This is a genomic window from Myxococcales bacterium, assembly GCA_016712525.1.
In the GTDB taxonomy this organism is placed as follows: domain Bacteria; phylum Myxococcota_A; class Polyangia; order Polyangiales; family Polyangiaceae; genus JAAFHV01.
In genome coordinates, this window is record JADJQX010000001.1 from 1,534,058 (window position 1) to 1,560,383 (window position 26,326).

At 70.4% G+C, this 26,326-nt stretch carries 18 protein-coding genes; 6 read left to right on the forward strand and 12 right to left on the reverse strand.

Going from position 1 to position 26,326, the window contains the following annotated elements; translation table 11 throughout:
- Positions 1-4: 4 nt before the first annotated feature.
- The gene (locus IPK71_06620; protein ID MBK8213412.1) at positions 5-1,357 is read right to left on the reverse strand and encodes a replication-associated recombination protein A; all 1,353 of its coding nucleotides are present in this window, start codon (positions 1,355-1,357) and stop codon (positions 5-7) included.
- A 128-nt stretch (positions 1,358-1,485) separates the two neighbouring features.
- Between IPK71_06620 and IPK71_06625 the strand changes: the two genes are divergently transcribed.
- Entirely contained in the window at positions 1,486-3,456 is a 1,971-nt protein-coding gene (locus tag IPK71_06625) for a tetratricopeptide repeat protein (GenBank protein MBK8213413.1), read from the forward strand.
- A gap of 21 nt (positions 3,457-3,477) precedes the next feature.
- On the opposite strand, the gene pcnB is transcribed toward IPK71_06625, so the two are convergent.
- Both pcnB and IPK71_06635 read right to left on the reverse strand, forming a co-directional pair.
- Complete coding sequence (gene pcnB, locus IPK71_06630) at positions 3,478-4,800, reverse strand: polynucleotide adenylyltransferase PcnB (protein ID MBK8213414.1); 1,323 nt, start codon at positions 4,798-4,800, stop codon at positions 3,478-3,480.
- Between the two features lie 158 nt (positions 4,801-4,958).
- On the reverse strand, positions 4,959-6,518 hold the full coding sequence (locus IPK71_06635; protein MBK8213415.1) for a hypothetical protein: 1,560 nt from the start codon (positions 6,516-6,518) through the stop codon (positions 4,959-4,961).
- Positions 6,519-6,838: 320 nt separating this feature from the next.
- Here IPK71_06635 and dnaK point away from each other — a divergent pair, with 320 nt between their 5' ends.
- Positions 6,839-8,743: a molecular chaperone DnaK gene (gene dnaK / locus IPK71_06640; GenBank protein MBK8213416.1), complete on the forward strand. Its 1,905-nt coding sequence runs from the start codon at positions 6,839-6,841 to the stop codon at positions 8,741-8,743.
- A gap of 87 nt (positions 8,744-8,830) precedes the next feature.
- Here dnaK and IPK71_06645 read toward each other — a convergent pair whose 3' ends face one another.
- The gene (locus tag IPK71_06645) at positions 8,831-10,984 is read right to left on the reverse strand and encodes a HEAT repeat domain-containing protein (GenBank protein ID MBK8213417.1); all 2,154 of its coding nucleotides are present in this window, start codon (positions 10,982-10,984) and stop codon (positions 8,831-8,833) included.
- Between the two features lie 50 nt (positions 10,985-11,034).
- Entirely contained in the window at positions 11,035-11,379 is a 345-nt protein-coding gene (locus IPK71_06650) for a hypothetical protein (protein ID MBK8213418.1), read from the reverse strand.
- A gap of 220 nt (positions 11,380-11,599) precedes the next feature.
- On the opposite strand from IPK71_06650, the gene IPK71_06655 reads away from it, so the two are divergent.
- Positions 11,600-12,682 carry a 23S rRNA (adenine(2503)-C(2))-methyltransferase RlmN gene (locus IPK71_06655; protein ID MBK8213419.1) on the forward strand — a complete coding sequence of 361 codons (1,083 nt, stop codon included), beginning with the start codon at positions 11,600-11,602 and terminating at the stop codon, positions 12,680-12,682.
- Here the strand turns inward: IPK71_06655 and IPK71_06660 are convergent.
- From IPK71_06660 to IPK71_06680, 5 genes are all read right to left on the reverse strand, one after another.
- The gene (locus IPK71_06660; GenBank protein MBK8213420.1) at positions 12,663-13,409 is read right to left on the reverse strand and encodes a hypothetical protein; all 747 of its coding nucleotides are present in this window, start codon (positions 13,407-13,409) and stop codon (positions 12,663-12,665) included. The genes IPK71_06655 and IPK71_06660 overlap by 20 nt on opposite strands.
- A 7-nt stretch (positions 13,410-13,416) precedes the next feature.
- Positions 13,417-14,691 carry an SUMF1/EgtB/PvdO family nonheme iron enzyme gene (locus IPK71_06665; protein ID MBK8213421.1) on the reverse strand — a complete coding sequence of 425 codons (1,275 nt, stop codon included), beginning with the start codon at positions 14,689-14,691 and terminating at the stop codon, positions 13,417-13,419.
- Between the two features lie 78 nt (positions 14,692-14,769).
- Positions 14,770-15,297 (reverse strand): hypothetical protein, encoded by a 528-nt coding sequence (locus IPK71_06670; protein MBK8213422.1) that lies wholly within the window; start codon positions 15,295-15,297, stop codon positions 14,770-14,772.
- Positions 15,298-15,486: 189 nt separating this feature from the next.
- Positions 15,487-16,200 (reverse strand): hypothetical protein, encoded by a 714-nt coding sequence (locus IPK71_06675; GenBank protein MBK8213423.1) that lies wholly within the window; start codon positions 16,198-16,200, stop codon positions 15,487-15,489.
- A gap of 105 nt (positions 16,201-16,305) precedes the next feature.
- Positions 16,306-17,556 carry an MFS transporter gene (locus IPK71_06680; protein ID MBK8213424.1) on the reverse strand — a complete coding sequence of 417 codons (1,251 nt, stop codon included), beginning with the start codon at positions 17,554-17,556 and terminating at the stop codon, positions 16,306-16,308.
- Between the two features lie 157 nt (positions 17,557-17,713).
- Here IPK71_06680 and IPK71_06685 point away from each other — a divergent pair, with 157 nt between their 5' ends.
- The 3 genes from IPK71_06685 to IPK71_06695 all read left to right on the forward strand — a co-directional run bounded on the left by IPK71_06685 (position 17,714) and on the right by IPK71_06695 (position 24,615).
- On the forward strand, positions 17,714-22,168 hold the full coding sequence (locus tag IPK71_06685) for a hypothetical protein (GenBank protein ID MBK8213425.1): 4,455 nt from the start codon (positions 17,714-17,716) through the stop codon (positions 22,166-22,168).
- A 147-nt stretch (positions 22,169-22,315) separates the two neighbouring features.
- Positions 22,316-24,091 (forward strand): hypothetical protein, encoded by a 1,776-nt coding sequence (locus IPK71_06690; protein MBK8213426.1) that lies wholly within the window; start codon positions 22,316-22,318, stop codon positions 24,089-24,091.
- Complete coding sequence (locus IPK71_06695; GenBank protein ID MBK8213427.1) at positions 24,088-24,615, forward strand: hypothetical protein; 528 nt, start codon at positions 24,088-24,090, stop codon at positions 24,613-24,615. The genes IPK71_06690 and IPK71_06695 overlap by 4 nt, the downstream gene beginning before the upstream one ends.
- 5 nt (positions 24,616-24,620) lie before the next feature.
- On the opposite strand, the gene IPK71_06700 is transcribed toward IPK71_06695, so the two are convergent.
- A complete protein-coding gene (locus IPK71_06700) occupies positions 24,621-25,115 on the reverse strand; it encodes a hypothetical protein (protein MBK8213428.1) in 495 nt (164 codons plus the stop codon).
- 4 nt (positions 25,116-25,119) lie between these two features.
- Positions 25,120-26,322: a hypothetical protein gene (locus IPK71_06705; GenBank protein MBK8213429.1), complete on the reverse strand. Its 1,203-nt coding sequence runs from the start codon at positions 26,320-26,322 to the stop codon at positions 25,120-25,122.
- Between the last annotated feature and the right edge of the window lie 4 nt (positions 26,323-26,326).

A 26,326-nucleotide genomic window follows, 5' to 3' on the forward strand; every position in this document is an offset into this window, starting at 1 on the left:
TTAACTATTTCGATTGGTTGCGCATGGCACGAAGCCGGGCGTCGATCTTGGCCTCTTCGCCGTGGGAGGTGGGCGCGTAGAGCGTCGTGCCCACGAGGTCGTCCGGGAGGTACGTCTCCCCGGGGACGAAGCCCTGGTCGAAATCGTGGGCGTAGCGGTAGCCGTCGCCGTGGCCCTCGGACCGCGCGAGCTTCGTGACGGGGTTTCGGAGCTTCTTCGGGACGGGCAGCGCGCCGAGCCGCTCGATGAGCTCGCGCGCCTGGGAGAACGCCTTGCCGACCGCACCCGACTTGGGCGCGACGGACAGGTAGAGGCACGCGTGCGTGAGCGGGTAGAGCCCCTCGGGCATGCCGAGCCTGCGAAACGCGGCGTCGGCCGAGGTCACGACCACGAGGGCTCGCGGGTCGGCGTTGCCCACGTCCTCGCTGGCGAAGATGATCATGCGGCGCAGGAGAAAGAGCGGGTCCTCTCCGGCCTCCACGAGGCGCATGAGCCAGTACACGGCCGCGTCCGGGTCGGAGCCGCGCATCGACTTGATGAACGCGCTCGTGACGTCGTAGTGGGCGTCGCCGGTCTTGTCGTGGAGGAGCGGCGCGCGAGCGTCGTACGCCTCGAGATCGGCCAGGGTGAGCTCGTGGGCTCCTCGCGCCGCGACGTCGTCCGCGATGGCCTCGAGGAGCGTGAGGGCGCGCCTGCCGTCTCCCCGGGCGGAGCGCGCGATCGACTCGAGCACCTTCGTGTCGGCGTGGAGCTCGAGCTCGGCGAGGCCGCGTGGATCGACGAGCGCCCGCGAGAGCAGCGTCACGAGATCGGCCTCGGAGAGCGGCTCGAGGCGCACCACCTTGCACCGCGAGAGCAGCGCGGCGTTCACGGCGAACGCCGGGTTCTCGGTCGTGGCGCCGACGAGGGTGATGGTGCCCGCCTCGACGTGAGGCAAAAAGGCGTCTTGTTGTGCTTTGTTGAACCTGTGGATCTCGTCCACGAACACGAGCGTTCGGGTGCCGGTGTAGGCGCGATCGTCTTTGGCCTTGGCCACGATCTCACGGAGCTCGGCGAGGCTCCCGAGCACCGCGCTGAAGAGCACGAACGAGGCCTTGGTGTGCTCGGCGATCACGCGCCCGAGGGTGGTCTTCCCCACACCCGGCGGGCCCCAGAGCACGAGCGAAGGGACGCGGTCGGCCGCCACGGCGCGAGCGAGCGGCTTGCCCTCGGCGAAGACGTGCGTCTGCCCGACGTAGTCCTCGAGCTTCGTGGGGCGCATGCGCTCGGCGAGGGGAACGGCGCCGTCGCGAGCGGAGCCCCGCGCGAGGCTCGCGCCGAAGAGCGTGGGGCCGGGAGGGGGCGGCTTTCGGGCCATGCGCATCGCTATACACCTCGTCGTGCTCGGCGGCCGCGCTGACGCGTCGCGTTCTTTCGAGAGAGAGGTCGAGCTCGGGCCTTCGCCGCGCTTGTTTCGGCGCCGACCCTCGGCAAGGATGAGAGCGAATGGGGCGAACCTCTGCGCACGCCGACGGCCGAGCGCGCTACCCACGGGCGGTGGTGGTGCCGTTCGCCGTGCCCGACGAGGGGCGAAACCTCGGGCTCGGCCTCGCGGCGCTCGTGCACTCCTTCGTACGGGTGTTCGGACAAAACGTGGCGCTCGCGCAGCTCCTCTCGCGAGACGACGAACGCTCGGAGCCTCGGCCGGTCGAGGCGCTCGTCTCGCCGAAGGCTTGGGGCGACATCTCCGGCTCGCCGCGGGGCGACGTGTCGTGCGTGCTCACGGGGCAGCTCGAGCCCCCGTCGGACGGGCGTGGCCTCCTCCGCGTGGTGGCGTTCGAGCCGGCGAGCGGGAAGGTGCTGTGCGACGAAGAGGCGAGCCTCACGCCCGACGATGCCGGGAGCGAAATCGTTCGTCTTTTCAAGGACATGGCTCCGCCGCTCGAGGGGGAGCTCGGGCTCCTCCACGAGATCGAGGGCCTCGCGTGGGACGCACTCGAGAGTGTGCTCTTGGCCGAACGAGGGGTGCTGCACGACCCTGCGCGGCGGGGCCCCCACGACGGCCTCGCGGCGCTCCTTCACCTCGGTCGTGCCGTGGCCGAGGCGCCCGAGGCCGACTATCCGGCGGGGCGCCTGGCGGCGGTGGGGCTCGACCTCGTCCTCTCCAAACCCGACGACGAGAAGCTCGCCGCGGCCGTCGATCGGGCGCTCGCGCGTGCGGTGGCCGATGCCCCCGAGCACGCCGTGCTGCACGAGGCCCGAGGGGCTCTCGAGCTCCGCCGGGGTGGCGTCGAGGCCGCCGAAGCGCACGTCCGGGCGGCGTTGGAGAGAGAGCCCCGCCGTCCGAGGCTCCACGTGCTGCTCGCCGAGGCACGCCGAGGCAGCGGCGATTTTGCGGGCGCGATGGACCTGCTCGATCGTGCGCTCCTCGAGCTCCCCGGCGACCCGCTGCTCGAGACCGAGCGTGCCGTCACCGTGCTCGAGAGCGGCGACCTCCCGCGCGCCGCCGAGCTCCTCGGCGAGGTCCTTACGGCCCATCCGGGGTTCCCTCCCGCGTACATGGCGCTCTTCGCGTGCGGCGCCCGCCTCGCCGACGCCGACATCGTCGAGCGCCTCGCGTTCGACGCCGCGAACGATCCCGACCTCCCGAGCGAGGTCACGCGCCGCGTGCTGCGGCTCTTCGCGTCGACCCAGCCCGAGAGCGCCGAGGGTGAGCGATTCGTGCGAAAAGGCGCGCCTCGCCCCGCGCGAGAGCGCGCCGAGTGCATGGTCTCCCTCGCCGAGCGGCTCGCGGCCGAAGGGAGCGACGCGTGGGCCGAGCTCACGCTGGCACGCGGAAAGATGGCCCTCGACGACTTCGACGCGGCGCGCGCGCACCTCGCGAGGGTCGAGACTCTCGCGCCCGCGTCGGCGCTCGCGGCCGAGGCGTGCCGTACGCGGTTCGCGCTCGACGAGCCTGGGGTAGCACGCGAGCTCGAGCTCGTCGTTCGCACGGCACAGGCCCCATCGGCCGACACCGATCTCGCCCAGCTCACCGCGCGCGCGCGCACCCTCGCGGGGCATCACGACGTGTGGCCTGCGCATTTCGCCCTCGGCGCGACCGAGCGTCGTCGCGAGCGATGGGCGGAGGCGAGGGAGGCGCTCGAGGCGGCCGTGCGTCAGAGCCCGGGTGCGACCCCCGCCCACCTCGAGCTCGTGGCCGTGCACGTGGCCCTCGGGAGCGCTGAAAAAGCCCTCGAGCACGCCGATCGAGCCTGCGCCCTCGAGGGGGAGACCGCCCGTACGCTCGCCGTACGCGCCACCGCGCTGCTCGCCGCCTCGAAGCACGCCGACGCCCGCGCCACGATCGATCGTGCGCTCGCGCTCGACGCGTCCGAAGCGAACCGCGCGATCGAAGAGCGCATCCGAAAGAGCAGCGAGCCACCCTCGGCGTTCGCGCGGCTCCGGATGGCCCTCGGGCTCGGAAAAAAGCGCTGAGGAGAGCGGTCGAACGCCCCGTCAGTGCCGGCGAGAAGGGCGGGGCCCCGCGTTCGGGCGCGGGCGATGCCGAGGCTCGGGGGCGGGCTCGACGGGCCCGAGCTCGGCGCGCATCGTGTGCACCATGTCGGTCGGGCGACCGCGGGCGAGCAGCTCGAGCTCGAGGGCATCGAGGGCCGGAGCCGCGAGCTCGGTGCGCGCGAGGCGACCGAGGCGACCCTGGGCGAGCTTGGGGAGCACGGCCATGATCCTGCGGACGCCGTCGGCGATGCGGCGGGGCATGGCGATGCGCTCGACCACGAGATCGAGCAGCTCGAGCGCGGCGGCCTGAGGATCGCGAACGCCGGTCGTGTACTCGAGCAGAGGCTCGGCGAGCAGCGCGCACCACGACGCGAGGTCGTCGGGGCTCCCGCGCTCCTTCGTCAGGCGGTCGATCGCCCCCATGCGACGGTAGAACCGAGCGCCCGCTCCGGCGTTGCCCTCGTCGTCGTCGAGGAAGGCCGCGAGCTCGGGCAAGAGCACCCCCATCGCGCCGCTCTCCCAGAGGAGCCACATCGAGCGGTGGGCCGCGCCGCCCCGGAGGAGACGCGAGATTTCCTCGAAGATACGGGGCCTTGCAGCGCGCGCGAGCTCTCCGCGGTTGTCGACCATCGACTCGTACACCTCGGGCGAGATGCCAACGTCGAGCCGAGCGGCGAACTTGATGGCGCGCAGGATGCGGACCGGATCCTCGCGGAAACGCACCGTCGGATCGCCGATCGTGCGAATGACGCGGCCGCGGATGTCGGCCATGCCGCCGCACCAGTCGAGCACTTGGCGGCGCTCGAGGTCGTAGAAGAGCGCGTTGATGGTGAAGTCCCGCCGGAGGGCGTCCTCGTGGGCTTCGCCGAAGACGTTGTCGTTTCGGATGAGGAGATCCTCGCCCTCTTCTTCTTCTTCCTGCGGCTTTCGGCGGAAGGTGGCGACCTCGACGATCTTGCCGCCGCCGAAGAGCACGTGGGCGAGGCGGAACCTTCGGCCGATCACGCGGCAGTTCCGGAAGAGCTGGCGGACGTCCTCGGGGCGCGCGCTCGTCGCGATGTCGAAGTCCTTCGGGGCGCGATCGAGCAGGAGGTCGCGGACACAACCGCCGACGAGGTACGCGTGGAAGCCCGCTTTTTCGAGCCTCCGCACGACGCGTGCGGCGTCTTGGTCGATGCGCGCCTCGTCGAGGGTCACGGCGTGGCGGGTGATGCCGGTGTCGCCGTAGCGCTCTTCGATGTGACGAAGCTCGTCGGCGTCGGGCTCGATGGTGAAGTTGGGGAGCTCCGGTGGAGGGGGGAGCGAATCTTTGGGTCGACGCATCAGGGCCGATCGGCGCCCGCGCGGGCGGACCCGGGGCGCGGAGAAAGCAGGAGGGCCGTGGAGGCCCAAAAAACAGGAACTAGCCAGAGCCTACCAGGAGACGCCCCCGCGGGCAATGCGCCCCCAAGTGACTGTAATGATGAATGAAATTTGCACCGTCAGGACTCTCCGGGCCCCCGATGGAGGTACGTCTGGCAGGGGCGGGCGCGACCGGTCAGGGCCGTGATGCGTTCGACGACGCGGCGCCCGAGCTCGTCCCCGACCGGCCCCTCGAGCGTGGCGACAGGGGTCGCGGCGTCGACCGTCGCGATGCTCGCCCCGACGAGCCGTGCGACGATCGAGCCGGTCTCGTCGCGCACGAGGCGGGTCGACACGAGGTCGTCCTCGTAGCTATCGCCCGTGCCCGGGAGCAAGCACCCGTAGACGAGCTCGCCCGTTCGACCCTTCCGTGCGACGAGATGCCACGCGACGGGGCTCCGATCGGGCATGGCGTCGTCGAGGATGGCTCGGAACGCTTCGTCCCACGTGGTCTCGTGGGACGTGTGGACGTCCTGGATGCCGAGGTGGTCGCCGAGGTGCTTCCACTGGACGGCCGTGACCTCATGGAGGGTAGCGAGGATGCCCTCGCGCATCTCGGGCTCGGAGCGCAGGATCGGGGATCCGTTCAGAATCGTGCCCACGACCGCGTCGTTTGCGCCGCCCGCCAGCGACTTCTCGTCTGTGTGGGACAGAGGGATCTCGAAGGCGCCATAGAGCCCTGCTCCAGGGAACTGCGGTCCGAAATCGAGGGCTCCCTCGGCGACCTCCCGCGCCGTCCCTGCGATGCGAGCCGGGTCGTCGTCGCGGACGCGCCTCCCGTAGACCCACGCGAGCTCCGCGTAGCTCGGCACCGCGGCCAGCGCCGCGGGCGGACGGCCCTTCGGGCGTGGGCGACGAACGGCGGTCGGGCTCAGCGCCTCGTCGTCGAGCCGCGCGCGTAGCTCCCCGAGGTCGCAGAAGCACGCGACGAGCTCACGTACGTAGGGTCGCGAGAGCGGAGCGGCGCTCTCGCGCGGCACCACCCGTCGACGGCCCGGCACCCATGGAAAAGCTCGGGCGTCCGGGTGCGCGGGCCAGAGGACGTGGTCCCCTTCGGCGTCGGTTGCGACGACGGCGGGGCTCGCGTCGCCGAAGAGATGGAAGTAGCGCGCGAAGATGCCGGCCCAATCCTCTCTGCCTCCCGCGAGCCCCGCGCGGACGAGCAGGCCGCCGAGGCCGATCCTCATGGGGCCGCGCGCCGCGGCGTGCCTCGTGACGAGCGGCGAGAGGTCGTCCTTGCAGATCCCGAAGCAGATGAGGTCGAGCGCCGCGCTCCACTCGGGGAAATAGCTCGAGCGAAACGGCGTTCCGCTCGTCTCTCCGGGCGCCGAGACGCCGTCGAGCAGGAGCTCCAGGTCGGCGAGGGTGCCGTGCACGACCCCGCTCGCGAGCAGGTCCCATAGGGCCTCGGATTGACGCTCGACGAGGCCCGCCCCCACGAGAGCCCAGGCGATGGCGCCCAGGTCGGCGAAGTCCGGTCCGAGCTTCAGGCGTTTTGCGAGCTCCTTTCGGTACGCATCGAACGGGTCTCGGGTCGCCGAGGCGCGTCGATCCTCGAGGGCCGCCGCGAGGCCCGTTCGGGTCCGTTTGGGGAGCCCTCGAACGAGCTCGTCGGCCTGCAGGCGGGTCTCGATACGCATCGGCCCAGCATACCCGAGCGCCCAAAGTCAGGGAAAATACGGGGTTTTTGGACCTGCACATACGCTCATCCACGTTTCGTGCCGACGCGTCGTTGACGTGACGGACCGTGTGATTAGCTTGCGGTCGTCGAGGACAGGGTGGCCCGGAAAAAAACGGGCCAAGGCCAATCCGGTACCCGGAGCCTCGGCGTAGCCAAAAAACGATGGCTGGTGTTCAGGCGCCAGTCGCTCTATCGAGCACTCGGGCTTTTCCAGGGAAGGCCCGCGCGCAAGGCGCCCGTCTCCCTGGTCCCGAAAGTGAAACGTGTTGGAGGATAGCCATGGGTAGGATCATCGGCATCGACCTCGGAACGACGAACAGCTGCGTGGCTGTCATGGAAGGCCGTGAGGCCAAGGTCATCGTGAACGAGGAGGGCGCGCGCACCACGCCGAGCGTCGTCGCCTGGGACGACAAGGGCGAAATTCTCGTGGGGCAGATCGCGAAGCGCCAAGCCGTGACGAACCCCGAGAACACCATCTTCAGCGCCAAGCGGTTCGTAGGCCGGCGCTTCGAAGAGGTGCAGGAAGAGATCAAGCGCGTCCCGTACAAGGCGGTCCGCGCCTCGAACGGCGACACCGCGATCGAGGTGCGCGGCAAGCCCGTGTCGCCGCCCGAGGTGAGCGCCAAGGTGCTCCAGAAGCTGAAGAAGGCCGCGGAAGACTTCCTCGGCGAGAAGGTGACCGAGGCGGTCATCACGGTGCCGGCGTACTTCAACGACGCCCAGCGCCAGGCCACGAAGGACGCGGGCCGCATCGCCGGCCTCGACGTGAAGCGCATCGTCAACGAGCCCACCGCCGCCGCGCTCGCGTACGGCATGGACAAGAAGAAGGACCAGATCATCGCGGTCTACGACTTCGGTGGCGGCACCTTCGACATCTCGATCCTCGAGGTCGGTGACAACGTCGTGCAGGTCATCTCGACCAACGGCGACACGCACCTCGGCGGCGACGACGTCGACAACCTCGTCATCGACTGGATGCTCGCCGAGTTCAAGAAGTCGGCCGGGTTCGACCTCTCGAAGGACAAGATGGCCCTCCAGCGCCTCAAGGAGGCCGCCGAGAAGGCCAAGATCGAGCTGTCGAGCATGCAGGAGACGTCGATCAACCTGCCGTTCATCACGGTGGGCCCCGGCGGCCCGGTCCACTTGGACCTCCGCCTCTCGCGCGCCAAGCTCGAGCAGATGATTTCGCCCCTCGTGGAGCGCTCGATGGAGCCGGTCCGCAAGGCCCTCCAGGACGCGAAGAAGAGCGCGAACCAGGTCGACGAGGTCATCCTGGTCGGCGGCTCGACGCGCATCCCGCTCGTCAAAGAGACGGTGAAGAAGTTCTTCGGGAAGGACCCCGACCAGTCGGTGAACCCGGACGAGGTCGTGGCCGTGGGCGCGGCGGTGCAGGCCGGCGTGCTCTCGGGCGACGTGAAGGACATGGTCCTCCTCGACGTCACGCCCCTCTCGCTCGGCGTCGAGACGCTCGGCGGTGTCATGACCGTCATGATCCCGCGCAACACCACGATCCCGACCCAGAAGAAGGAAGTGTTCTCGACCGCGGCCGACAACCAGCCCAGCGTCGAGGTGCACGTCCTCCAAGGGGAGCGCACCGAGGCGCGTTACAACCGCACCCTCGGCAAATTCCACCTCGAGGGCATCATGCCGGCCCCGCGCGGCATGCCCAAGGTCGAGGTCACGTTCGACATCGACGCGAACGGCATCCTCTCGGTCCACGCGCGTGACCAAGCCACGGGCAAAGACCAGAAGATCACCATCACGGCGAACTCGGGCATCACCGAGGCCGACATCCAGCGCATGGTGAAAGAGGCGTCGGAGCACGAGGCCGAGGACAAGGAGCGTCGTGAGCAGGTCGAGCGCCGCAACAAGCTCGACAGCCTCTGCTACACGATGGAAAAGACCATCTCCGAGAACAAGGAGAAGCTCGTCGGCACCGACATCGCCACCCTCGAGTCCCTCATCAAGGACGGCCGCGCGGCCGTCGAGAAGCAGGACGACGCCCAGGTGAAGGACGTGCTCGACAAGCTCGAGAAGGAAGCCCACAAGCTCGCCGGCAACATGTACGGCGCGCAGGGTGGGGTCGACGGCGGCCCCGGCGCGCCCCCTCCCGGCGCGGGTGGCGCTCCCTCGGGTGGCAAGAAGGACGGCGTCATCGACGCCGAGTTCGAAGAGTCGACCTGAAAGAGACCCGTGGGTCACGGCGCGCGGCGGTTCCTCACGGGGCCGCCGCGCGGCGCTTTGTGCGATCGTCTCTAAATTGCTGAAACCTTAGGGGTTATTCGGCTCCATGTACGGTGGACGGGCCGTGAGGTGGAGGTGGGCGAGGCGCGCTTCGTCACGTGCCGTTCCCTCGTTGCGAAGGGCGAAGAGCGCCCCCGCCTCGCCGAACAGCGTGAGGAGCCGCACGGCGCGGAGGGCCTTCGGGCGATCTCCTTCGCGGGCCTCGGCCACGAGCTTCGCGCGGAGGCGTGAGCGCACGAGCGTGTGCGGCCCGCGGTCGTGGGCCTTCTTGCGCGCCTCGTAGACGAAGCTCCCGAGGGCCGTGCCCGCGTCCCCTTCGGTGAGGGCGGCTTCGGCTCGGAGGTTCTCGGCGAGGCGCGCGAGGGCGTCGAGGTTGCGTTCGTCGTCCCCGTCGAGGAGCTGCGCAGGCACGAGGGTCTCGAGCGTCTCGTACGTCCGGAGGTCGGGCTCTCCGAGCGCGGCGTGCACACGCGACACGTCCTCCGGGCTGCCCCCGAGCAGCAGCGCGAGCGCCGCGTACGCGCCGACCTCCGGCGTCGTGACCCGCGCGAGGAGGGCCTGGGTGGTGGTCGGGTCGAGCCCGGCGGAGCCGATGACCGTGGCGAGCGCGAGGCCGTCCCTCGACCCTTCCCGGAGCGCGTCGACGAGGCCGCGCGCGCTCGGTGTCGGGCGCGTCGCGAGGAGACCAACGAGGGTTCGAGCCCTCTCGGCCTCTCGCGTATCGCTCGCGACGAGCTGCTTCGGCAGATCGGCCACGAGGCGCGTGAGCTCGGCCTCGGAGAGCGTCCAGAGCAGGGCGCGGCACGCCTCGCGTCGCGCACGCACGGGGGAGCGCGTCTCGTCGCACGCGCGGGTGAGCGGACCTATCGCCCGCGGATCGCCCCACGCGGCGAGCCCGCGCGCGGCCCCGGTGCCGAGCGCGTCGAGCGCCACCACCCGCGCCGTGTCAGCGCCGTGGAGCAGGTCGACCCGCGCCGCATCCAGGTCCGCGGGCCGCCGGTCGAGGGCCTTGACGAGCTCGTCGAAATCGCGTGCATCTTGCATGTACCCGAGCGCGGCGAGCGCCGGCTCTGCCCGCACGAACGCCTCCGGGAGCGGTCCTCGCCCCGTCGGGAGCTTCGCCGTGGGGAACGCCCAAGGGCGCAGAATCTCGCGGGACGGGGCGGTCCGCGTGAGCCCGAGGAAGCGCACCCCGTCGGCGTTCGGGTGCTTGGCGAGCCACGCCTTCATCGGTCTTCCGGCGGCGGCGGAGAGCTGCCCCCGCGCCTCGGGGCGCATCACCGCGAGCTCGGCGAGCGCGCGCGCGACGGCCTCGCGCTCGGTGTCGTCGCGGCGAAGCTCGGGGTCCTCGTCGGCTCGGTAGAGCGTGAGGGGGTCTTGTTCGAGCCTCCATACGAGCGTCGAGAGCGACGAGAGCGACCCTGCCTCGGCGACGCGGAGGGCGGCCTGGGTGCGCGCGTACGGAGGTGGGCTCGTGCCGAGGTAGGTCAGGAGCTCGGGCACGGCCGACGGATCCGCGAGATCCTCTATCTCTTTGAAAATAGACCGAAGTTGGGCCTTCTTGCGCTCGGGTGGGCTCGGATCGACCGAGGCGAGCGCGCGCACGAGCGACGCGCCCCCATGCCGGTCGCGGAGCTCGCCGAGGAGGCGCCCGCGCTCCTCCTTGTCGGCCTTGGGCAGCGCGGCGATCCGCTCGCGCTCGGAGGGAGAGCCCGACGCACCGAGGCGAGCGCGCGCCTCGAGGGCGTACACGAAGTAGCGCTTCTCGACCGTGGCCTTGGCGAGCCCGGCTTCGAGCGCGGGGGCGGCCCGTTCGAGGGCCTTCGGGCCGAGCTCCACGAGCGCACGCGCCGCTTCGCCCCGCACGCCTGGATCGTGGCTCCCGAGGGCCGCGACGAAGAGCGGCTCGTCGGCCGGATCGCGTACGAACGCGAGGGCTCGAAGCGCAGCGCGGGCGGCCGCGGGATCGTCTTCGCGGGTGGCCCACGCGCGGTAGTGCGGGAGCGCCTCGCGGAGCGGAAGGCGAGCCACCGCGTCGCGATCGATCTTGGCGGGCGACGCGCTTCGAGGCGCGTGGGGCTGGGGTGCGGGGGGAGCGATACGAATGGGGGCCGGAGGGCTCCCCTGGCACGCCGCGCAAAGGACGGCGAGCGCGGCGAACGAGACGACGGAGGCTCTCACCCTCCGAACGTACACGAAGGGATCGCTCCCCGCGCGCGCCGCGAAGCCGGTCAGTACGTGACGACGATCCGCTCGGTCGTGGCCGAGGTCCCCGCACACTGGAACACGATCTGCCACTCGTGTTGGTCTTCGACCTGGGTGGTCGCGGTAGAGCGGTTCCACTGCGTGGTCGTAGCGCGTTGGCCGTACGCGACCTCGCCCTGCTCGAGCACGGCATAGCCGCTCGGGCACTTCTCCCGCATGAGCACCTCGGCCTTCTCACGCGCGCTGTCGCGCGAGCCCCGCAGGGCAACCGTGCCGCCCGTCTGGGTCTCTCGGACGATGCGCGCGCTCGAGCAAGCGAAGAGGGGCGTGGCGGCGAGGGCGACGAGGAAGAAGAGACGCAAGCGAATCATGAAGGAGGCCTTTCTGGTCGCCTCGGAGCGGCGACACGAAGAACCCTTCAGCACGGCTCGTGCCTCGCTCGAATGACGAGAAAATAAGGCGATTCCGAAGGTCGACCCCGCGGCGTGTGAACGCTGGGTCGCGCGCCCGTCGAGACACCGTTCGTGCCCCGCGGCGCCTCGTGTGGGACGCCGTTCGACGAAGGGCGCGCCTTTCGGTAAAGGGGGAGCCATGCGCTCGTTCTGCGACGTCACGCTCGAGGAGCTCTCGGAGATGCGCCCCCCGGGCTCGCCGAAGCACCTGCTCGGCCGTCTCCATCGCGTGACGAGGTGGGTGCATGATGCAGGTTCCGGGGCTCGCGGGCCCGAGCTCGGCAAGGAGCTGCGCGCGTTCGTCGCGGAGCGGTTCCACTTTCGGCTGCCCGAGATCGTGGCCCAGAGCCCCTCGGGGGACGGCGCGACCAAGCTGCTCGTGCGGCTCGCCGACGGCGCCACGGTCGAGACGGTGCACATGCCTCGCGCCGTGAAAAACCCGAGGGTCACGCTGTGCATCTCGAGCCAAGTGGGTTGCGCGATGGGCTGCACGTTCTGCCGCACCGCCGAGATGGGCCTCGTGCGGAGCCTCACGCCCGACGAGATCGTGGGCCAGGTGCTCGCCGCCATGCTCGCCCTCGGGCCCGAGGATCCGGGCCGTGTGTCGGTCGTCTTCATGGGCATGGGCGAGCCGCTCCACGCCGGCGCCATCGGCAACGTGACCCGCGCGATCGAGATCCTGTGCGAGGAGCACGGGCTCGGCCTCTCGCCGATGCGCATCACGGTGTCGACCTCGGGGCTCGTCGACGGCATCGACGCCCTCGCCAAGGCCAAGAAGCGCCCTTGCCTCGCCTTGAGCCTCAACGCGACGACCGACGAAGGTCGCGCGCGCATCATGCCCGTCACGAAGCGCCACGGCCTCGAGGAGCTGCGCGAGGCCATCTTGCGGTACACCGCGAGGCCGCACGAGAAGATCACCCTCGAGTACGTGCTGCTCGCCGGCGAGAACGACACCCGCGAAGATGCCGAGCGCGTCGCGGCGTTCGCTCGCGGCTACCGCAGCGTCGTCAACGTGATCCCCTGGAACGCGTTCGACTCGGGCGGCTTCGTGCGCCCCTCCGAAGAGGCCGCGGGCGAATTCGTCAAGATGCTTTATGACATGGGGTGCCTCGTCACCGTGCGGAAATCCCGCGGTCGTGACGTGGGCGGGGCCTGCGGGCAGCTCGCGACCGACGCGACACGCGAGAAGAAGCCGCGCCGCCTCAGCGTGGTGCCGGGCTGACGGGGCTGCACGCGCGGGTGTTGGGCTCGCCCGGTCCGAGGCCGAAGTCGGGCATGCCCGAAAGGCGCTCGCTCTGCGAAGCGGGGGCGCACGTCATGGTCGACGGGCAGTCGGCGTCGGTCTCGCACGTGGTGGTGCACACGGCGCCCGTCTTGCGCGGAAGCATCGTGACCGACGCCGTGCCGATCGTGAGGGTGTCTCGCTCGTAGAGGCTCATGCACGAGCCCGACGCGCAGTCGTCGTTGTTCGCGCACGCGGCGCCGACGGGGGCTCGCTTGGTGTAGGCGATCGCGCGGTCGGCGCCCCACAGGAGGAACGGGAGCGCGAGCAAGCCCACGGCGAAGAACGCCGGCCGGGTCTCGCGGTTCTTCCACAGTCCCACGAGCGTCGTCTTCGGGGTCTCGGGGGCGCCCTTCGGCGGAGCAGGCAGGGTGATGGCGAGGTAGAGGTCCCCGGCGTCGTCGCGGGCCGACTCGTGCCCTTTGCCGGCGAGGCGAAGCTCTTGGCCTCTCTCGACGCCCGGCGGCACCACGACGAAGAGGACCTCGTCTCGCGAGACGAGCCCTCCTTCGCACGCGTCGCAGCCCGGGCCCGCGCGGTAGGTCGCGAAGCATTTCGGGCACCGCACGATACGGGAGATCTCGACGCGCTTCTTCACGCCCGTCGCGGCCTCGTCGGCCGTGACGGGCAACGTGAGGGTCACGTCGAGGCTACGTTTCTCGGGCATTCGGCGCTCACGAGCGGCGGCGACGAGACGTGCGCACGGCGATGACCGAGGCGGCCGCGACCAGCAAGAACGCCGACGCGCCTTCGCCCGAGCCGGGCCCGAACGAACAACCGACGCCGGCCTTCGGCGGGGTCGGGCCGCCCTCTTTCTTGGAGAGCTCGTCGAGCTCGTCGTCCTCGTCGGCGACGTCACGGGACGGGTCGGCGAGCTTGGGAGCGCCCGAGCGCGGGTCGACGTCGGTCGAGGGGGCGGGGGACGGTGCGGACGAGCCCGAGGGCGCGGCGGCGGGGCTCGTGCCGCCGGCTGGGGCGTCCGAGCAGCAGCGGAAGCTCTGTTGGTAGGCGACGAAATCTTCGTTGTGCGCCCGGGTCGAGGGGCGGCACCGCGCGCGGACGGGGCCCCAGTACCCGCCCTTGAGCACGGACGCGTAGCCGCCGGCTCGGGCCGTCTTGGTCCACTCGTCGACGTTGCCGGTGAGGTCGTACACGCCGAAGGGGCTCTTGCACTTGGGGTGCGAGCCGCTCGGCGTCCCTTGCCAGAGGCGATCGAGCTCTTCGCGTGCTTTTTTGCCGTCGCGGGGGGCGAGGCCGTTCTCGACGAAGGGCTTCCACGGGCGGTCGACCACGCACGCTTCGGCGTCGCGCCCGTAGCCGTACGGGTAGGGGACGGCCTCTTCGCCCTCGCACGCGAACGTCCACTCGCTCTCGGTGCAGAGGCGCTTGCCCGACGCTTTGCAGAGCGCGGCCGACTCGTTGTACGTGACGACGATCATCGGGTTCTCGCCGGCGCGGTTCGGGTACTCGAAGCGGTCGATGCAGTAGTGCATCGGCTTCGTGGGGAGCTTCTGCGAGAGCGAGAGCCAGCCGTCGCGGTCGAACGTCTTGCAGCGCGCGGGGAAGTCTTTGTTGACCCAGTCGACGCACGCGCTGTTCTGGAGCTCTTCGACTTCGCCCGAAGATTCGCGGCCTTGGGCGTCGAGTTTGAACTTGCCGACGACGTCGACCATCCCGGGCGGGCACGCGCCGCGGTTGCCCTCACGCGCGTCGGTCGTGTCGGTCGCCTCGCTCGGCGTGGTGGAGACGGCCTGCCAGTGTTTCTTGTCGATGCTCTTCCACTCGAAGCGCGGGGCGGGGCTGCCGGCCTGGAGGTTGAAGAGCGAGCCGCCATGGGAGGCCGAGTAGTGCTCGAGCGCGGCGACCCCGACGCCGAGGAACGCCGTGGCGCCGAGGCCGAACATGGCGAAGAAGGCGAAGCTGCGGCGGCGCGCGTGGGGTTTCTTCATGGGTCGCTTCGTCGACGATAGTCGAGCCCAGGATGGACGCGCACCTTCGCGCCGCATTCACCGCGTTCGTGCGCGCGCTTATGAACGGCCGTTCAGGCGCCGCGAACGGGCGAACGCGAGGCCGAGCAGGGCCGCCAACGTGAACGTGGTGGCCGCAGGTCCGATGGGCGTGTGCCCCTGGGTCGAGCAGCCCCCGGCGGAGTCATCTTCGGCCGCCTCGGCGCCACCGTCGGCCCCAGCGTCGGCTCCGCCCTTGGGTGGGCTCGACGCGCTCGGGGCAGGGGTCGGCGTGGAGGCGCTGGGCGCCGGGGTGGAGGCGCTCGGGGCGGGCCCGGGCTTCGCGGGCACGACGCATCGGAGAGCGTTGGTGATGCGCCCCGCGTCGCGATCGTCGCAGAGTCGGCTCTCGCAGGTGCCCGGGGTGCCCTCTCGGTCGCACGTGCTGCCCGGAGAGGCATCGGCGCACGCGACCACCTCGGGCGCGTCGCATGCGGGGGGAGGAGGCGCGGTCTCGGCGTAGAGGCGGGCGGGACCCGCGGTGAGGACGAAGGCGACCGTGCCGGCGTACGTGGTGAGGAGCGAAGCGAATCGCAGGGTCTGGCTCATGCCAGTTGCTTAGGCAACCTGCATGCCGGTCGAAAATGCCCATGCCCTCGTGCGCCACGCGGGCCGAACTGTGTCACGTGCCTCCGTGCGCGACCCTGGCGCCACGGTTCGCTGCCCGGGGTGCTCGTGATGCTTCTCTGCGGGATCGCTACATTTTCGGACACGTCGAGCCGAACCGGCGCGTCGCGGTCAGCGCCACGACGACCCCCAGGGTTGGTACGGCAGCACGTAGGTGAGCGAGCACGACTCGGCGCTCGGTCCAGGGCCGAGGCGCTCGCGGTCGACGTCGTGGAACGAGCCCTTCCGACGGTCGCCGGGGACGGGGGGCGTCGTCGCGCTCAGGATCTTGGCGCACTGATCGAGCGTGTACTTTGCAGGTTTCCCGCTCGCCTTGCATTTGTCCATGATGTCGCGGCACTCGGCGACGGCGCCCTCGTCGGCGCAAGACGACATGATGGCGCTGCGCATGCACGCTCCGAGGGCGGGCGAGCGGCACGCCTTGACCTTGGCGAAACACGCCGCGAACGCCGCTGCGACCTTGGGGCGGAGATCGTCGGTGAGAGAGCGGCACTCGTTCGCGAGACCCTCGCACGTCGGCGAGACCCCCGCGCACGCGGTGACCATGTCGACCGGTCCGTCGGCGCACGCTGCCGGAGCGGGCACGGGCACGGGCACAGGTACGGGCACGGGGGCCGGGGTGCCCGAGGACCGAGGCGGGGACCACGGGCGGTAGGTGGGGGCCGGCGCCGTGTAGATCGGCCCGTGCGGGGAGGGCCCGGGCGCCGGGGCGTTCGGCGGGGGGACGAGCGAGACGTACTGGCCGTTGGGGGCGCTCTGCGGAGCACCGCAGCCCGCGGCCATGAGCAACGTGAGCTCCACGAAACGAGCCTTGTCGACCTTCATCGGACACCCCCCACAGTACGGGTCAAACGGCCATCTTCAGGGCGCTCTCTCGCCCTGTCCAGCCCTTCGTGACCCACCCGAACGACGCGGGGGGCTCTTGGCGCGTCAGCTCGTCGCGTCGCCCGGGGCCGCCTTCTCGCCGGCGGGCACGACCCCCGACTCGACGAGACGGAGCGCGAGGAAGAACGCGAGCAGCATGCCGAACGTGGAGGCGATGTAGGGCGCGAGCGAACCCAATGCAGAATACAAGAAACCGCCGAACGCCGGCCCGAAGACGCGCGCCAGGCTCGCCATGGCCTGGCTCACCCCGAGCATGGCGCCTTGTTCGCTCGCGGCCACGCGCTTCGACACGTAGGCCGAGGTGTTCGGCTGGGTCAGCCCGTTGCCCACCGCGAGCACCATGCCCGAGACGTAGAGCAGCCATCGGCCCGCGAACGGCGACCCGCAGAACCCCGCGAACGCAACGGCCTGGAGGAAGCTCCCGGCGCGAATGAGCTGCGCCTCGGTGAAGCGGCCCGAGAGCTTTCGCATGCCGCCCTGCACGACGGCCGCGGTGACGCCGATCATCGCGAGCAGGTAGCCCGTGTCGCGGGCGCCCATGCCGAAGGTGTCCTCGTTGAAGTACCGGAACGTCTGCTCCATGCCGGTGAAGGCGAAGAGCAGGACGAAGTTGACGACGACGGCCGTGCCTACGCCGGGCAGGGAAAACGCCTCGCGGAAGGCCGCGACGTCGATCGGGGAGAGGCGGCGCTTCGACGGCGCGCGCTTCTCGGGGGGGAGGCTCTCGGGCAGACCGAAGACGACCCACACGAAGTTCACGAGGCTGAGGCCCGCGGCCACGAAGCAGGGGACGGCGCCCGCGCGCCCGTGGATGGTGATCTCGGCGAGCGGGCCGCCGAGGCTCGGGCCCAGGATGAAGCCGAGGCCGAACCCGATGCCGATGAGGCCCATGCCCTTGGCGCGGTCCTCGGGGCCGGTCACGTCGGCGATGTAGGCCGACGCCGTACCGAGGTTGGCGGTAGCGATGCCGCTGAACATGCGCGCCACGAACAGCCAGGCGACGCTCTGAGCGAAGACGAGCGACGTGCCGAGCCCCACCATGCCGATGGCCGTGGCGAGCACCGACCACACGAGCACGGGCCTGCGGCCCACCCGGTCGGAGAGGCGCCCCCACACGGGAATGAAGAGAAACTGCATCGCGGAATAGACCGCGGAGAGCAGCGTTCCCGTGAACGCCGAGACGTGGAAGGTCGCCCTCGCCTCGGCCGCGAGGAACGGCAAGACGAGCCCGAACCCCAGCAAATCGAGGAAGATCGTGAGGAAGATCGCGCCGAGGGAGGCTTTTCGCACGGCCATGGACCGCCTCGCTCCTAGCACGGAAGGGCGGCGCTCGTCGTCACGTCGGGCCACGGAGACCCGCGGAAAATCGCGTAAGGCGGGCTGCGTTTGCAGAATGCACGCGTGCGACCCCACGCGAGTTGACACCCGAAGAGGCGTAGCTGAGCCTTCGGGCATGCGAAATGGGTCGGTCGTTCGCCTCCTCGTGCTCATGCTGGTCGCGCTGGTCGCGCTCGTCTCGCCCCGCGACGCGAGCGCCGAGCCCATCGACCCGAAGGTCGTCCCGCCGGAGCTCAAGCCGTGGGTCCCGTGGGTGCTCGACGGCCAAGCCGAGGCCCTCTGCCCGGTGACGATGAAGAACGGCGCGCAGTGCGCGTGGCCCTCGCGCGTCGAGCTCGTGCTCGACGAAAAATCCGGAAGATTCAGCCAAAAATGGCACATGGAGGCGGCCGGGTGGGTGCCGCTCCCGGGCGACGCGAAGCGCTGGCCGCTCGACGTGAAGAACGGCGCGCAGGGAGCCACGGTCATCGAGCGCTCGGGGGCCCCGCACGTGCGCCTCGAGAAGGGGGACCACGTGCTCACGGGCACCTTCCAGTGGGACACGATGCCCGAGTCGATCGCCGTGCCCAAGGAGACGGGCCTGCTCTCGCTCTCGCTCCGTGGCACCGTGATCGCCTCGCCGAACCGCGATCCGAACGGCACCGTGTGGCTGCAAAAGGCTGCCAAGAACGAAGAAGGCGACGCGCTCGAGATCGTGGTGCACCGTAAGGTCACCGACGACATCCCGCTCCGGCTCGTGACGCGGATCGAGGTGCACGCTTCGGGCAAGAACCGCGAGGAGCTCTTGGGCCGCGCGCTGCCCGACGGGTTCTCGCCGCTCGCGCTCGAGTCCCCTATCCCGGCCCGCGTCGAGCCCGACGGTCACGTTCGCGTGCAGGTTCGCCCGGGCGTGTTCACCGTGGAGCTCACCGCGCGTTTCGAGGGGCCAGCGACGAAGCTCACGCGCCCCAAGCCGAACGGCCCGTGGCGCGAAGGTGACGAAGTGTGGGTGTTCGAGGCCAAGAACGACTACCGCGTCGTGAACGTCGAGGGGGTCCCTTCGATCGATCCTGCGCAGACGACGCTCCCCGAAGCGTGGAAGCGCCTCCCCGCGTACCCGATGAAGCTCACCGACACGTTCTCCCTCGTGGAGCGCCGCCGCGGTGACGCCGATCCTCCCGAGAACCAGCTCGCGCTCGAGCGCAAGCTCTGGCTCGATTTCGACGGCAAAGGGCTCACGGCGAGCGACAGGCTCACGGGCACCCTCTCGCGCGACTCGCGCCTCACCATGGCCGAGCCCACCGTGCTCGGTCGTGTGTCGATCGGCGGCCGCGACCAGTTCATTACGAAACAGGAGGGGCTCGGCGCGGGCGTCGAGATTCGCCAAGGGCAGCTCGCCGTGGACGCGGACAGCCGCATCGCGAGCGGGCCCACCGACGTGCCCGCCGTGAGCTGGGCGCACGACTTCCACAGGGTGCACGCGTGGCTCAACCTGCCGCCGGGGTACAGGCTCCTCCACGCGACGGGCGTCGACGAGGTGTCGGGCACGTGGGTGAAACACTGGTCGCTGCTCGAGCTCTTCTTGGCGCTCGTGCTCACCGTGGCGATCGGGAGGCTCTACGGGCCGCGGTGGGGCGCGCTCGCGCTCGTGCTCTACGTGCTCACGTTCCCCGAGCACGATGCGCCGAAATGGGTGTGGTTTCCGCCACTTGCATGCGAGGCGATTTTTCGTGCCCTGCCCGCTGGCAAGGCCAAGAAGGTCTTCGAGTGGGCGCGCACCTTCGCGGTCGCGGTGGTCGCGCTCGTGGCCGTGCCGTTCCTCGTGCAGCACGTGAGGGAGGGCGCGTTCCCGGCGCTCGCCGAGCCGAACCAGGTGTCCGCTTCGACCTTCGAGCAGCTGGCGGAGCCCTCGGCCGACAACAAAGAGGGCGGCACGGGGACCCGCGCGAAGGGCGAAGAGGGCTCGATGGGGAACCCGAACGCGTTCCCGGTCGCGCCTGCCGCGCCGCCGCCTCCGCCCGCCGGTGCCGCCGTGGGTGCGGGTGGCAAGGGCGGTGAGCTCTCGGGCAACGTGAACGACATCGAGGTCGCGCAGGCGCAGGCCACGCAGCAGAAGAACGAGCCGAAGAAGCCCGCGCCGAGAGGGTGGGATCCGACGTCGAGCGTGCCTTCGCGTTCGTCCTCGAAGTACGAGCTCCAGTCGAACGCGATGGAGTACGACCCGGCGGCGATCGTGCAGACGGGACCGGGGCTGCCGCGGTGGAGCTGGACGTCGCTCGAGCTGAAGTGGAGCGGGCCCGTCTCGGCGGCGCAGCGGCTTCATTTGTACCTGCTCGGGCCGCGGGAGGGCTTCGCGCTGGCGATCCTGCGCGCGCTCTTGCTCCTCGTCGTCTTCGCGCGGCTCTTCCCGCTCACGGCGAAGAGGCTCCCGAAGGGCTGGGGGCCTGCCGTGGCGGCGGGGCTCGTGCTCGCGCTCGTGGGGATCTCACCTGCCGTCGCGCGCGCCGAAATGCCGTCGAACGACACGCTCGAAGCGCTCAAGAAGCGCCTCGTCGACAAACCCTCGTGCAGCCCGGACTGCGCCACGAGCGGCCGCATGGCCATCGAGGTCCGCGGGGACGTGCTCCGCGCGAGGCTCGAGGTCGACGCCGCGGCCACGGCGCCGTTCGCGCTGCCGGGGTCGATCGGGCAGTTTTCGCCGCGTGACGTGCTGGTCGACGGGCAGCCCGCGAAGGCCCTCGCGCGGGGCGCGGACGGGGTGCTCTACGTCTTGCTCGCGCCGGGGAAACACCAGGTGGTGGTCGAAGGTGCGCTGCCCGAGCGGGAGAGCGTGCAGCTCGCCTTGCCCGAGAAGCCGCACAGGGTCGAGGCCTCGGCCGAAGGGTGGACGGTCGAGGGCATCCACGAGGACGGCCTCGCCGACGACAACTTGCAGTTTACACGTAAGCGCACGCAGGGCCCCGGAGCGACGCTCCAGCCGGGTCAGCTCCCGCCGTTCGTGCGGGTCGAGCGCACCTTGCGTGTGGGCCTCAACTGGCAGGTCGACACGAAGGTCGTGCGCGTCTCTCCGCTCGGGAGCGCCGTGGTGCTCGAGGTGCCGCTCCTTCTCGGGGAGAACGTGACCACGGCCGACGTTCGGGTCGTCTCCGGCAAGGCGCTCGTCAACATGGGCCCCCAGGTGAAGGAGATCGCGTGGCAGTCGGTGCTGGAGCAGAAATCTCCGGTGAAGCTCGTGGCGCCCAAGGGCGTCGCGTGGACCGAGGTGTGGCGCCTCGACGTCGGCCCCATCTGGCACGCCAAGTACGGCGGGATCCCGTTCGTCCACACGCAGCCGGTGAACGGCGTGCGCACGCCGGAGTTTCGTCCGTGGCCCGGGGAAGAGGCGACCGTCGAGCTCACGCGGCCCGAGGGTGTGCCAGGCCAGACGCTCACGATCGACGAAGAGACCCTCGACGTGCGCCCGGGCATCCGCACGACCGACGTGAAGCTCACGCTCACGCTCCGCTCGAGCCGCGGCGCGCAGCACACGGTGACCCTGCCCGACGGCGCGACGCTCGAGTCGCTCCTCTTGAACGGCGCGACGCAGTCGATCCGTCAAGAGGGCCGGAAGGTGACGTTCCCGGTCTCCCCGGGGGCGCAGACGGTGGTCGTCTCGTGGCGCGAAGAAGCGGGAATTTCTTCGTACTATCGCGTATCTACGGTCGACGTGGGCGCGCCGTCGGTGAACGCGCGGGTGAACGTGAGCCTGCCGGGTGGGCGGTGGCTCCTCTTCGCCGGTGGGCCTCGGCTCGGCCCTGCGGTGCTCTTCTGGAGCCTGCTCGCGGTGCTCTTGGTGGTGGCCGTGGTGCTCGGCCGCAACGAGAAGACGCCGCTGAAGACGTGGCACTGGCTCCTCCTCGCCGTGGGGCTCTCGCAGGTCCCCATCGTTCTCGCGGCCTTCTTCGTCGCGTGGCTGCTCGCGCTCGGGTACCGCAAAGAGAGCGACGGGGCGAGCCTCTCGCCGGCCACCTTCAACGTGAGGCAAGTGGGGCTCGTGCTGCTCACGCTCGTGGCGATGTCGGTCTTGTTCGCGTCGATCTACAAGGGGCTGCTCGGCGACCCCGAGATGCAGGTGCGCGGCAACGGCTCGTCCCTCGACGAGCTCCGGTGGTTCCAAGACCGCTCCGAGGGCACCCTGCCGACGCCCTGGGTGCTCTCGGTGCCCATCTTGGTGTACCGCGGGCTCATGCTCGCGTGGGCGCTCTGGACGGCGCTCGCGATCGTGTCGTGGCTCAAGTGGGGCTGGGGCGCGTTCGGGGTGGGCGGCATGTGGAAGCCCTTCCCCAAGCCTGTGCCGCGGCCCGTCCCGGGGTGGGTCGTGGCCCAGGGAGCGGCGTACCAGGGCGCCGCTCAGGCGCAAAACGTGGACCCTCGGGCGGCCGCAGCCGCAGCCGCAGCCACGGCCACCGCAGCGCCTCCCGGTGCGCCCGCCGCACCGAACGCGCCTCCGTCGTCGCCCGAGGCCGCTCCGGCGCCTGCCACGGCCGAAAACGTGCAGAGCGCATCGAACGAGGAAGGCCCCGAGGACGACGGCGGCGCAGGGGGCGTGTGACGACCCTCGGGGTCGACTCGGCGGTCTCGATCGAAGCCCACGTCCGGCGATTTCGACCTCTCCGACGTCCATTCGTCATTGCGTCTCCGAAGAACGGCCTCAAGGTTGGGCGGGCCTCGAGCCGGACCTGCCTGCCTCCCGATCCGTATGCAACCCGCAGCATCCCTCGAACGTCTCTTCTACGCAGGTGAGCACGAGCTCGTCCTCGGACGGACGATCGACTCGGCGACGGGGGACTTCCCCGATACGGACGTGCCTTACGTGGTGGGCGCGCTCGTCTTCTCGGGGCGCGCGGACGAAGCGCAGGTGGTCTATGGGTCGTGGGCTCGACGGCGTGGGAACGTCGACGTCGACGCCGACGCAGCGTGCCGGTTCCATCTCACGGTCGCGGAGTGTCGTGCGGGGAAATACGCGAGCGCAGAGCGCCACGCGCGCGCCATGCTCGCGCGCCTCGGGGCGACGTCCTCGCCGACGGCGCGGTACTACTTCCATCAGGCGATCGGGCTGGTTCGTCATTTTCAGGGCCGCGTGGTGGTCGCCGTGCGGCACGCGACGCGATCGCGCAAGTACGCGGTGGAGGCGCGGTTCTCCTATGGCCGAGTGCTGGCGCTCGATCTCCTCGGCCACGCGCTCGTGCTGCGTGGGGCCTCGTTCGCGGGCCTGACGGTGCTCGAGCAAGCGGTGCGCCTCGCACGAGGTATCGGCCTCGAGGTCTTCGCGCGCACGACGGCGTCGGCAGTCGTCGTCTACAAGGCGCACTATGGCCTCTCCGGACCCGATCCTCGGGAATCACTCGAGGAGCGCCTCGCGGAGCTCGGAGACGCCGATCCGTACAGTCGGCGTCTCATCGTCACCGAGCTCGCGCGCTCCCATGCTCTCTTCGGCGAGGGCAGCAAGGCCGAGGAAGCCCTCGCCCAGGCTCGCGCCGTCGCGTTGCCGGACGGTGATCGTCGCGCGAGGGTGCGCCTCTTTCTCGCTCACGCCTTCGTCGCGGGACTCCGTGAAGGCGAGCAGGCCGCTCGGCTCTGGCTCGATCGCGCCGCGGCCCTCGTCGATCGCGCGGTCGACCCGGCGCTCTCGCTCGAGCATGCCTACTGCCAGTACGTGGTCGCACCTCTCGCCTTCGCGTGTCGCCCGCCCGACGAGCTGCGGCGGTGCGCGAGCGCCACGGGGCTCGCGCGTGCCGTGGAGCTCGCGCGCGGCGGGGACGGAGAGAGCGCGCCGACGACGACCGAGGACGCCGTGCTCGCGCTCGTCCGTGAGGTCCGTGGGCGCCCTTCGTCCGTGGGTGGCCTCGTCGCCTCGGGGAGGCTCGGCCTCCTCCCGGTGTGCCTCGGTCGGCCCCCGGGCGAGAGAGTCGTGCTCGACGCCGCGCTGGGGGTGATGCTCCTCGAGTCCCGGGGGGAGGTCATGCGCGCTCCGATCCCGACCGAGGCCTCGCTCGCGCTCTTGTTGGCGCTGGGTGGAGGCCCTCGAACGAAGGAGCGCCTCGTGCTCGAGGTGTGGAAGCAGCGAAGGTACGTGCCGGAGCGGCACGATGCGATGGTTCATAGTGGGATAGCGCGCCTAAGAAAGTGCCTCGAGCCACATTCTCGGTGGGTCGTCGCGGGTGACTTCGGGTATCGACTCGCACAAGGCGTCGAGCTCGTCGACGTTCGAGTGTCAAATAAGGAATCGGACGAAGTGGCGTGTCCGGATCCGGTCGTGGCCAGTCCTCCCCAGGCTGCGGCGACGTTCGAAGCGAGGACCGAGAAAGTCCTCTCGTTGGCGCGCCTCCCTGCCGGCACGGCCACGCGCGAGGTCGCAACTTACCTCGGAATCTCCGACGTATCGGCGTTTCGACTGCTCGCCTCGATGGTGTCGGAGGGGCTCGTCGAAAGGACGGGACAAGGGAGAAACTCACGCTATGTTGCGCGCACATGACCTTAGCGCGACATGCCGTGTGCGTCGTTTCGATCCTCGTGATGGTCGGATGTTCGTCGAGTGACGACGAGCTCCTCGGGAGTGACGAGCAGGCCCAAACGACCTCGTTCGAGGCCGTGTATTCCGTCCCCGTGGACGACCCGAGCCTCGAGGCCTTCGCCGACTATCCTGTTCGTGTCGCCGTGCAAACGCTTCGGTCCGGGCGGTCTCGCATGCACTACGCGCTGCCTCGGGAGCTCGTGGGGGCGACGACGAAGGTCGATTTCGTCGGTCCGGGCGACGGCGCACGCCTCACCGGGCGCGCGGGTACGGCCTCGTGCGACGGGCCTCCCGGGCAGGACGGCGTCGTGTGCCTCGAGCGCTTCGCGCCGCTGGAGGTCGACCTCGCGCGTGTCGATCGGGCGTTGGTCGACAGGGGTGCTTCGGACGAAGAGCGAGCCGCGCGGCTCCTCGTGTCCGAGCGCTTCGGAATCGACCCGATCGGCGTGCTTCGCTTTCCGACGCGAGCTCCTCGGCGTCCCTGAACGCCTCACGCACGGGGGCGGGCCTTCGAGCGCACGAGCCCCGCGAAGGCGAGCGCGATCCCGAGGGCGACCCCCGACCCCGTATGGGCCGCTTCGCCGGGCGCGGCAGCGCAGCCGTACTCGGGGACGGGTGGCGCCTCGCCGGCAACGCCCCCGTCACCGCCCGCGGCGTTGGGGTCGGCGCCGCTCGTCAGCTCGGCGACGTCGGGAACGCCGTCGTGGTCGCTGTCCTTCTTCTCTGCGGCGAGGGCGTCGAGTGCCGTGCGCAGCGTCGATTCGTCGTACGCCACGAGGCCGCGTGAGCGCATCGTCGCGCCGAACGGCGTCGTGACGGTGCCACGGCCCGTCTGACCTCCCGCGTGACAGAGCGCGCACGGCGGTGGCTCCCCGAGCCCGAGGTGACCTCGGATCGCGCCAGGGAACGACGGGGTCGCGCTCGCCGGTCGCGCGATCGTCCCCGAGAAGGCCAAGAGAGCGGCCAAAATGATTCGCTTTTTCATATGGTTACAGAAAGATGTGGAGCTGCGTGAGGAGCGCGCTCGAGGTCGCACGCGACGCCCCGACGTCCTCGTCGCGGTAGACGAGATCGACGCGCACGTCGGCGTGCGGGAGGAAGAACCACGCGGCGCCGCCCCAGATCCCGAAGCTCGCCGACGCGTCGCGGAACGACGTCGTGCTCGCCTCGAGCATCGTCGTAAAATGGACCCCTTGGAGGGGCTCGAGGTCCGCCGAGAGCATGCTCACCAGCCCGACCTGGATTCGCTCCCGCGGCGCTGAGGCTCCGAGCACGTCGACCTCGCCCGAGAGGACGAGCTTGCGCGTGGGGACGAAGCGAACGAAGGCCCCGTGCGCCTGCCGGAAGAGAGGCTTCCCGGTGCGGAGGCCCGTGCCTGCATGCGTGACCAGGCTGCTCACCCCGACCGCGATCTTGGGCGAGGGCGCGAGCTCCGCGTAGGCCGAGTACCCGCGTTCCCGAAAGGTGTCCGGAGAGACCTGGAAATTCCCTGCGATCGCCATGACCTCGGCGCGCAGCTTCTCGCCTCCGTATGCGAGGGCCACGCCGTGTTGTTGGGCCGCGTTGATGTCGGTCCCCGTGAGGCTGCGCACCCACGATGTGTGCTCGAGGGAGCGGAGGCCGAAGGGGAGGTTCATGCGACCGGCGCGCAGGAGGAGCTCGTCGTCCTTGCCGAACGCGAGGCCGAGCCAGTGGTGGCGCGACACGAGATGGTGCTCCTCGTCGCCACCCGCGAGCCAGGTCGTCGGAGCACCCCGGTGCACGTAGCCGACGCTCACGTTCTGCCGAAGGGGCCCCGTCGTGAGCTGCGCGACGACGTCGGCTTGCATCTGGACGAACCGCGTGTCGGAGGGAGCTCCTCCTGGTGAGACGTGCAAGAGCAGGTTGCGCACGTCGGACTGGACGAGGAGCGGCTCGGGCAGCTTGAACGCCCCGAACATGAAGTCGCCCAACGTCCCCGGGTCGCGCTCGGTCGGGTCTCCTTCGCCGTAGTAGGTGCGGAGGAGGATCTCGCTCTGCGCGCGCCCGTAGGGCGTAAGGAGGCTACCGCCCGAGGGGTCGGCGTGGCACTGCGCGCAGGCCGTGTAGTCGTGCCGGATCATCCACGGGTAGGCCGAGGCGTCGCGCGGCGCGAGGACGAGAGCGACGAGGCCCGCGAAGATCGCGAGCATCGCCCGAATGGAATGGGACATCGTC